Below are 7,535 nucleotides of genomic sequence, written 5' to 3'. Positions count from 1 at the left end.
TGGATCGCGCCGCCCAGTCCGGCCTGCTGGACGCGCCGCGCGCCGATGCCTGCCGGGCGGAGGCCGCGGGGCTGTGGCAGGCGCTGGCCGAGGAGGGCGCCGATGCCGAAGCCGAGACGGCGCTGGGCCGCGCCCTGCTGGCGCTGGGCGACCTGCCGGCGGCGCGGGCCGCGCTGGAATCGGCGGTGACGCGTGGCGCGGCGGGGGCGGTGGCGATCGGCTGGCTGGCCGAATGCCTGTTCCGCGCGCGGGATTTCGCGGCGCTGGAGGCGCTGGTGGCGCGCTGGCGCCCGCTGCTGGAGGCCGAGGCGCAGGGCGGGGTCGCGGGGCCGCATGGCGCCGCCTGGCGACTCTGGCTCGCCCGATGAGCGCGGCCGCGACGCCCCTGCCGGCCTCCGGCGCGCTGGTGGCCGGCGCCTGGCTGGGGCCCGCGCTGGCGGCGCTGGCCGGTCTGGCGCTGCTGCGCCTGGCCGGGGTGCGGGGCGAATTCCTCGGCCTGCTCATCATCATCGGCCTGTCGCTGCTGGCCGGCGCGCCCGCGGCGCTGCTGGCGGCGCGGCAGGGCCTGCAGGGGGTGCCGCTGGGCCTGGCCATGGGCGGCGCCGGCCTCGCGGCCTTCCTGCAACTGCATCTGGTGGACCGGCTGGGGATGGCGGAGGCGGTGCCGGGCGGGCTGGCGGCGGCGGCGCTGGTGCTGCTCTGGAGCGGGCTCGGCATCGCCGCGGGCCTTGGGCTGCCGCCGCTGGCGGGGCTGGTGGCGGGGCTGCTGGCGGGCGGGGTGCTGGCCTGGGGGCTGGGCGGGCTGGCGGGCGGCTTCGCGGGGCTGGCCCTGGCGGCTGCCGTCGCCGGCTTCGTCGCGGCGGTGCCGGCGGCCGCCCTGCCGCAACGCCTGCCGCGGGGCGCCCCGGGGCTGCTGGTGGCCGGGCTGGCCCTGGCGCTGGCGGTGCTGGCCGGGCCGCTCGCCACCTATCTGCTCGGCGGGCCGCTGCTGGCCGTGACGCTGGCGCTGCTGGTGGCGCTGCCGGGGCTGGTCTTCGTCGCCCTGGCGCGCGGGCTGGCGCCGCTGCCGCTGGCCACGAGGCTGCTCGGCCTGCAGGCCATGGCGGTGGTGCTGGGCCTGGCGATCGGCACCGCGCCGGCCGCCGCCGGGCTGCTGCCGGCCGATGCCCTGCCGGCCTATCGCCTGGCGCTGCTCGGCGCCGGCTTCCTGCCGGCCTTCGCCGCGCTGCTGGCGGCGCTGCTGGCCCGCGATGCGCCGGGGGCGGCCACGCTGGCGGCGCTGCTGCTGGCGGGGCTCTCGGCCGGGCTGGGGCCGCTGCTGGGCTGGCTGGCGCCGCGCCTGGCCGATCACGGCCCGCTGGCCGCGCCGCTGCTGGCCACCGGCTTCGCCTTCTGGCTGCTGTCCAGGGAGGATGCATGAAGGACCTGCTGCTCGCCATCGACCAGGGCACCACCTCGACCCGTTCCATCCTGCACGGGCCGGACCTGGCGCCGTGCGCCAGCGCGCAGCGGCCCCTGGCCCAGCATTTCCCGGCGCCGGGCTGGGTGGAGCATGAGCCGGAGGAGATTTTTGCGGCGACCCTCGCCACGATGCGGGAGGCGCTGGCCCAGGGCGACGCCTCGGCCGCGGATCTCGCCGGCATCGGCATCACCAACCAGCGCGAGACCACGGTGCTGTGGGACCGGCGCAGCGGGCGTGCCATCCACCGCGCCATCGTCTGGCAGGACCGTCGCACCGCGGCGCATTGCGCCCGGCTGGCGGCGGAAGGGGCGGGGGCGCTGATCGCGGAGCGCAGCGGCCTGCTGCCGGATCCCTATTTCTCCGCCACCAAGCTCGCCTGGCTGCTGGAGAATGTGGGCGGCGCGCGGGCGGCGGCCGAACGCGGCGACCTCGCCTTCGGCACCATCGACTCCTTCCTGCTGTGGCGGCTGACCGGCGGGCGGGTGCATGCGACGGATGCCACCAATGCGGCGCGCACCATGCTGTTCGACATCCGCCGCGGCGGATGGGATGCGGATCTGCTGAAGCTCTTCGGCATTCCGGAGGCGGTGCTGCCGGAGGTGCGGGACAATGCCTGCGAATTCGGCGCGACCGAGCCCGGCCTGCTCGGCACGGCGGTGCCGGTGCGCGGCATGGCCGGCGACCAGCATGCCGCCATGCTCGGCCAGGCCTGCTTCGCGCCGGGCATGGTGAAATCCACCTATGGCACCGGCTGCTTCCTGCTGCTGAACACCGGCGATGTCGCGGTGCCCTCGCAGAACCGGCTGCTGACGACGCTGGCCTGGCAATTGGGCGGGCAGCGGACCTATGCGCTGGAAGGCGCCATCTTCATCGCGGGCGCCGCGGTGCAATGGCTGCGCGACGGGCTCGGAATCATCCAGGATGCGGCCGAGAGCGGGCGGCTGGCGGCGCAGGCGGACCCTGCCCAGGCGGTCTATTTCGTGCCGGCCTTCACCGGCCTGGGCGCGCCGCATTGGGATGCCGGGGCGCGCGGCGCCATCCTCGGCCTGACCCGCAATACCGGCCCGGCCGAGATCTGCCGCGCGGCGCTGGAGGCGGTGGCCTTCCAGACGCGCGACCTGGTGGAGGCGATGCGCGCCGATTGGGGCGCCCGCGGCGGCGCGACCGTGCTGCGGGTGGATGGCGGCATGACCGCCTCCGACTATGCCATGCAGGCGCTGGCGGACCTGCTGGGCGCGCCGGTGGATCGGCCGGTGGTGCAGGAGACCACGGCGCTGGGCGCGGCCTATCTCGCCGGGCTGCAGGCCGGGCTGCTGCCGCCGCCAGGCCCCGCGGTGGCGCATTGGCGGCTGGATCGGCGGTTCCATCCCTCCATGCCGCGCGCCGAGGCCGATCGGCGCCATGCCGGCTGGCAGGATGCGGTGCGCCGCGTGCTGACGTGAGCGCGCTGGAGGCCCTCGGCCTGGCGCCGGTCATCAATGCCGCCGGGACCGTGACCCGCCTCTCGGGCGGCATCCTGGCGCCGGAGGTGGTGGCCGCCATGGCCGAGGCCTCCGCCGCCTGCTTCGACATGCTGGAATTGCAGGCCGCCGCCAGCCGGGCGATTTCGGCGGCAACGGGGGCGGAGGCCGGCATCGCCACCGGCGGCGCCTCCGCCGCGCTGCTGCTTGGGGCGGCCGCCTGCCTGGCGGGGCTGGACCCGGCGGCGATGAATGCGCTGCCCGCGGCCGGGCCGCGCCGCGACTTCGTCATGAGCCGCAGCCAGCGCAACATGTACGACCGGGCGCTGGAGGTGGCGGGCGGGCGGATCGTCGAGGTCGGCATCCCGGACCGGTTTTCGGGCGCCGGGGTGCGGGATGCCTCGGCCGGCGAGATCGCGGCGGCGATCGGCCCCGGCACGGCGGCGGTCTTCTGGGTGGCGCAGCCCTGGTCGGAGCCTTCGCTGGCGGAGGTGGTGCGGGTGGCGCATGCGGCCGGCGTGCCGGTGCTGGTGGATGCGGCGGCGCAACTGCCCCCCATCGCCCATCTGCGCGGCTTCCTGGAAGCGGGCGCCGACCTGGTCGCCTTCTCCGGCGGCAAGGCGATCGGCGGGCCGCAGGCGAGCGGCATCCTGGCCGGCCGGCGGCCCCTGGTGGCCAGCGCGCTGCTGCAGATGCTCGACCTCGACCTGCCGGAGTCGCAGTTCCGCCTGCCGCCCGAATTTGCGCTGAACAGCCCGCTTCCCTTCCTGCCGCGGCATGGCATCGGCCGGTCGGCCAAGGCGGGGAAGGAGGAGGTGGTGGGCCTGCTGGTCGCGCTGCGCCGTTTCGTCGCGGAGGGCGATGCGCCGCGCCAGGCGCGGATGCGGGCGCGGCTGCGGGCGGTGCAGGCGGCCATGGGGGCCACGCCCGGCGAGATCACCGCCGGCCCGACGCCCCTGTTGCTGCTGCGCTGCGCCGATGCCGCGGCCGCGGCGCGGGTGGAGGCCGCGCTGCGCGCACGCCGCGTGCATGTGAACCAGGGCCGGATGCGGGAGGGGGTGCTGGTGGTGCATCCTGCGGCGCTGGCGGAGGGCGATCTGGTGCCGCTCGGCCAGGCGCTTGCGGCGGCCTTCGCCTCCGCGGCGAATCCGCTTTAGGATGCGGGCCATGATACGCCGGGAGACTCCCCTGATGCGGCCTGCCCTTCTGGCGCTGATCGTCCTGGCCCTGGCCGGCTGCGCGGAATTGCGCGCCCCGCCGCCCGCCGCGCGGATTCCGGCGATGCTCGGCGCCGGCGGCGCGGATCCGCTGCGCGATGTGGTGGGGCAGGCGGCGCTGGCCTATGCCGATGGCGGGCGGTCACTGGCCAATGACCCCGCCGCCATGGCCCGCGCCGCGGCGCAGGTGGAGCTGATGACGGTGGAATTCGGCCGCGACCTGCGCTGGGCCGCGCTGCCCGCCAGCGTGCTGTTCGAGTTGCGCGGCGCCCGGCTGGAGGGGCGCGCCGCGCTCGGCATCCGCGCCGGCGCCGATCCGGACGAGGTGGTGCGGGCCCTGGCTGCGGCGCATGCGGCGCTGGTCCGTGGCGACCGGCCGGCGGCGGAGGCGGCGCTGCGTCCGGCGCTGTTCGAGCCGGGCGGGGCGGGGACGCTGGACTTCCTGACGCGGCCCGGCCCGCTGCCGCAGGGCCGCATCGCCACCAGCCTGGCGCGCGACGAGGCGGACCGGCTGGTGCGCAGCCGCGTCTGGGGCCTGACCGGCGCGCTGGACCCGCAGGCCGGCTGGGTGAACCCCGAGCCCGGGCGGGGGATGGGAATCGGACCGCGCTGAAGGGCGCTCATACCAAGCGCACGAATTTCCGACCTGCGGCCCGCTTGCGGGCCGAGCGCGCGGATGCGCGCCGCGGCAAGTGCCGCGAAGCCAGGGGCCGCGGATGCGGCCCGCCCGGCGTCTGAGGGGCACGAAGGTGAGACCTTCGTGCGGCTGGTATCAGTCCTTCGCCATCACCGTCACATAGCTGCCGGGCGCATCGCCCAGCCCCGCATCGGCGGGCTGGCGCGCCGGCACCATGGTGCGGTCCTGCGCCGTGACCCAGCGCTGCCAGTCCGGCCACCAGGACCCGGCGAGCTCCGTCGCGCCCTTGAACCATTCCTCCGGATCCGGCGGCAGGTTCGTGTTCACCCAGTGGCTGTACTTGCCCGAGTCGGGCGGATTGACGACGCCGGCGATATGGCCGGAGGCGGCGAGCACGAAGCGGGTCGGGCCGCCATAGACCTGCGTGCCGCGATAGGTGGATTTCCAGGGCGCGATATGGTCCTCCCGCGTCGAGATCAGGTAGCTCGGCACCTTGATTTTCCGCAGGTCGATCTTCTCGCCGTCCAGCTCGATCGCATTCGGATGGCTGGCGGGCTTCACCAGGTCGTTCTGCTGGTACATGCGGCGCAGGTAGAAGCTGTGCATCTTCGCCGGCATGCGCGTGGAATCATCGTTCCAGTAGAGCAGGTCGAAGGGGAAGGGCTCCTGCCCCAGCAGGTAGTTGTTCACCACGAAGGACCAGATCAGGTCGTTGGCGCGCAGCATGTTGAAGGTGGTCGCCATCTCCCGCCCTTCGAGGAAGCCCTTCTTCGACATCTTCTCCTCGATGCCGAGCAGCTGTTCCTCGTCGATGAAGACGCCGAGCTCGCCCGCCTCCTCGAAGTCCGTCATGGTGACGAAGTAGGTGGCCGACTTGATGCGGGTGTCGCGGCGCGCCGCCATATGCGCCAGCGTGCAGGCCAGCAGCGTGCCGCCCAGGCAATAGCCGATGGCATTGACGGACTTTTCCCCGGTTGCCGCCTCGATCGCATCGAGGGCGGCGTAGGGACCCTCCCGCATGTAGTCGTCAAAACCCTTTTCGGCGAGGTGCTCGTCGGGGTTCACCCAGGAGACGACGAAGACGGTATGGCCCTGCTCCACCGCCCATTTGATAAAACTGTTCTTGGGCCGAAGGTCCAGGATGTAGAACTTGTTGATCCAGGGCGGCAGGATCAGCAGCGGCCGCTTCAGCACCTGCGGCGTGGAAGGCGCGTATTGGATCAGCTCCATCAGCGCATTGCGGAACACCACCTTGCCGGGCGTGACCGCGATATTCTCGCCGACCTTGAACTTGCTGTCGTCGGTCATGCGGATGCGGAGGTTGCCGCGGCCGCGCTCCAGGTCCGCCAGCAGGTTGGACAGGCCCTTGAGCAGATTCTCCCCGCCCGTCTCCGCCGTGCGGCGCAGCACCTCCGGATTGGTCATCAGGAAGTTGGACGGGCTCATCGCATCGACGAATTGCCGCGTGTAGAAATCCACCTTCTGGGCCGTCTTGTGGTCGAGACCTTCCGCGCCCTGCACCACGTTCGTGAAATAGCGGGCGGAGAGAAGGTAGGACTGGCGGATGAAGTCGAAGACCTCGTTCTCCCGCCAGGCCTCGTCCTTGAAGCGCTTGTCGCCGCGCGGCTCCTCGATCACCGGCGGCGTGGCCTCGCCCATCATGCGGCGGGCGGTGTTCTGCCAGAGCGTCAGGTAGTCCTGCCAGAAGCCGATCTGCGCCTGCATCAGCCGGGCGGGGTTCGCCATCAGCCGCGCCGTCATGTCGAGGAAGGCGGTGCCGATATGCAGCGGGTCCGGCCCGGTGGCGGGCGTGCCTTCCGCCTGGCGCTTCAGGAAGTCACCCACGATGCGCTGCCCGCGCTCCGCCACATCGGCCATGGTGCGGGTGACCAGGTTGGGATCCGGCAGGCGGAAATGGCCGTGCTCGGTGCGGGCGGCCTCGCCCGCGGGGGGCGGCGCCTGGCGCGGCCCGGCATGGCCGTCGGGGGCCTGGCCATTGGTGGCATGGCCGTTGGAAGCCTGGCCCTCGGAAGCCTGGCCGGTGGCGGTCTGGGCCGCCGCGCCGATCGACGTGGCGGCCTCGGCCTCACGCGCCGCGCCGTTCCCGGCGCCGGCGGCGGGGCGGCGCCCACCCTTGCCGCCTGTCGCCGCGCGGCTCGCCTTGCCCCGGCCCGCTTCCCTGTCCTGCGCCATGCGCACGCATCCCCCAGAATCCGCCAGCGGCCGCCCGTCGGGGTGAGTCTTCCCCGCCGATCCCCAGCCTTGGTGCTTTCGCCGGCAGGTGGTTCAGGGTAACCCTCGGCGCGCGAAGGATTGGGAAGCCATGCACCCGCGCGTCGGACGCCACGGGAAACACGTTGAAGTTAGGGGCCGCCGGGGGCGCGATCAAGCGCGACCCGGCCTGCACCCGGCCTGTGCCTGGTTGCTGCTGGCGCTTGCCGGCTGCAGCGGCGGCATTCCGCAGGATGCGGACCCCCGCTACTGGTGGCGCAATATCAGCGGCGGCTATCTGGAGGGGCGGGAGCCGCCGCCGGGCCGCGATGCGCCCTATCCGAATCTCGCCACCGTGCCGCCCCGCCCGGTGCCGCCGAGCGCCGAGGAACGCGCCGCGCTGACCGCCGCCCTGGCGGCGGACCGGGAGGGATCGCGCAGCGAGCAGACCGGCGCGCCCACCCTGCGCGGTGGCGGCGCCCCGGGCGCGGGCGGGCAGCCCCCGGCGCCGCCGAGCCTGGCCGCCGTGCCGCCGATCCGCCTGGATC

At 74.2% G+C, this 7,535-nt stretch carries 6 protein-coding genes and 1 pseudogene; 6 read left to right on the top strand and 1 reads right to left on the bottom strand.

Translation table 11 applies throughout. The features are described 5' to 3' along the window. The 5 genes from ACTIF1_RS26400 to ACTIF1_RS26380 all read left to right on the top strand — a co-directional run. On the top strand, positions 1 to 368 hold a 368-nt coding region (locus ACTIF1_RS26400; RefSeq protein WP_439599455.1), incomplete at its 5' end, for a hypothetical protein. Next, complete coding sequence (locus ACTIF1_RS26395; protein WP_439599454.1) at positions 365 to 1,420, top strand: hypothetical protein; 1,056 nt, start codon at positions 365 to 367, stop codon at positions 1,418 to 1,420. The genes ACTIF1_RS26400 and ACTIF1_RS26395, both read left to right, overlap by 4 nt. Next, positions 1,417 to 2,904: a glycerol kinase GlpK gene (gene glpK, locus ACTIF1_RS26390; protein WP_439599453.1), complete on the top strand. Its 1,488-nt coding sequence runs from the start codon at positions 1,417 to 1,419 to the stop codon at positions 2,902 to 2,904. Before ACTIF1_RS26395 ends, glpK begins: the two co-directional genes overlap by 4 nt. After that, positions 2,901 to 4,079 carry a hypothetical protein gene (locus ACTIF1_RS26385; protein WP_439599452.1) on the top strand — a complete coding sequence of 393 codons (1,179 nt, stop codon included), beginning with the start codon at positions 2,901 to 2,903 and terminating at the stop codon, positions 4,077 to 4,079. Before glpK ends, ACTIF1_RS26385 begins: the two co-directional genes overlap by 4 nt. A gap of 34 nt (positions 4,080 to 4,113) precedes the next feature. Next, positions 4,114 to 4,752: a hypothetical protein gene (locus ACTIF1_RS26380; protein ID WP_439599451.1), complete on the top strand. Its 639-nt coding sequence runs from the start codon at positions 4,114 to 4,116 to the stop codon at positions 4,750 to 4,752. A 159-nt stretch (positions 4,753 to 4,911) separates the two neighbouring features. Here the strand turns inward: ACTIF1_RS26380 and ACTIF1_RS26375 are convergent, their stop codons facing one another. Next, complete coding sequence (locus tag ACTIF1_RS26375) at positions 4,912 to 6,969, bottom strand: PHA/PHB synthase family protein (protein ID WP_439599450.1); 2,058 nt, start codon at positions 6,967 to 6,969, stop codon at positions 4,912 to 4,914. A 229-nt stretch (positions 6,970 to 7,198) separates the two neighbouring features. On the opposite strand from ACTIF1_RS26375, the pseudogene ACTIF1_RS26370 reads away from it, so the two are divergent. Continuing rightward, positions 7,199 to 7,535, top strand: a pseudogene (locus tag ACTIF1_RS26370) (hypothetical protein); the annotation flags it as partial.

The sequence above is a fragment of the Falsiroseomonas sp. genome (genome assembly GCF_051860665.1).
Taxonomy (GTDB): Bacteria; Pseudomonadota; Alphaproteobacteria; order Acetobacterales; family Acetobacteraceae; genus Falsiroseomonas.
The sequence above is the reverse complement of the archived record's forward strand: the minus strand, read 5'-3'. Positions and strand labels throughout refer to the sequence as shown.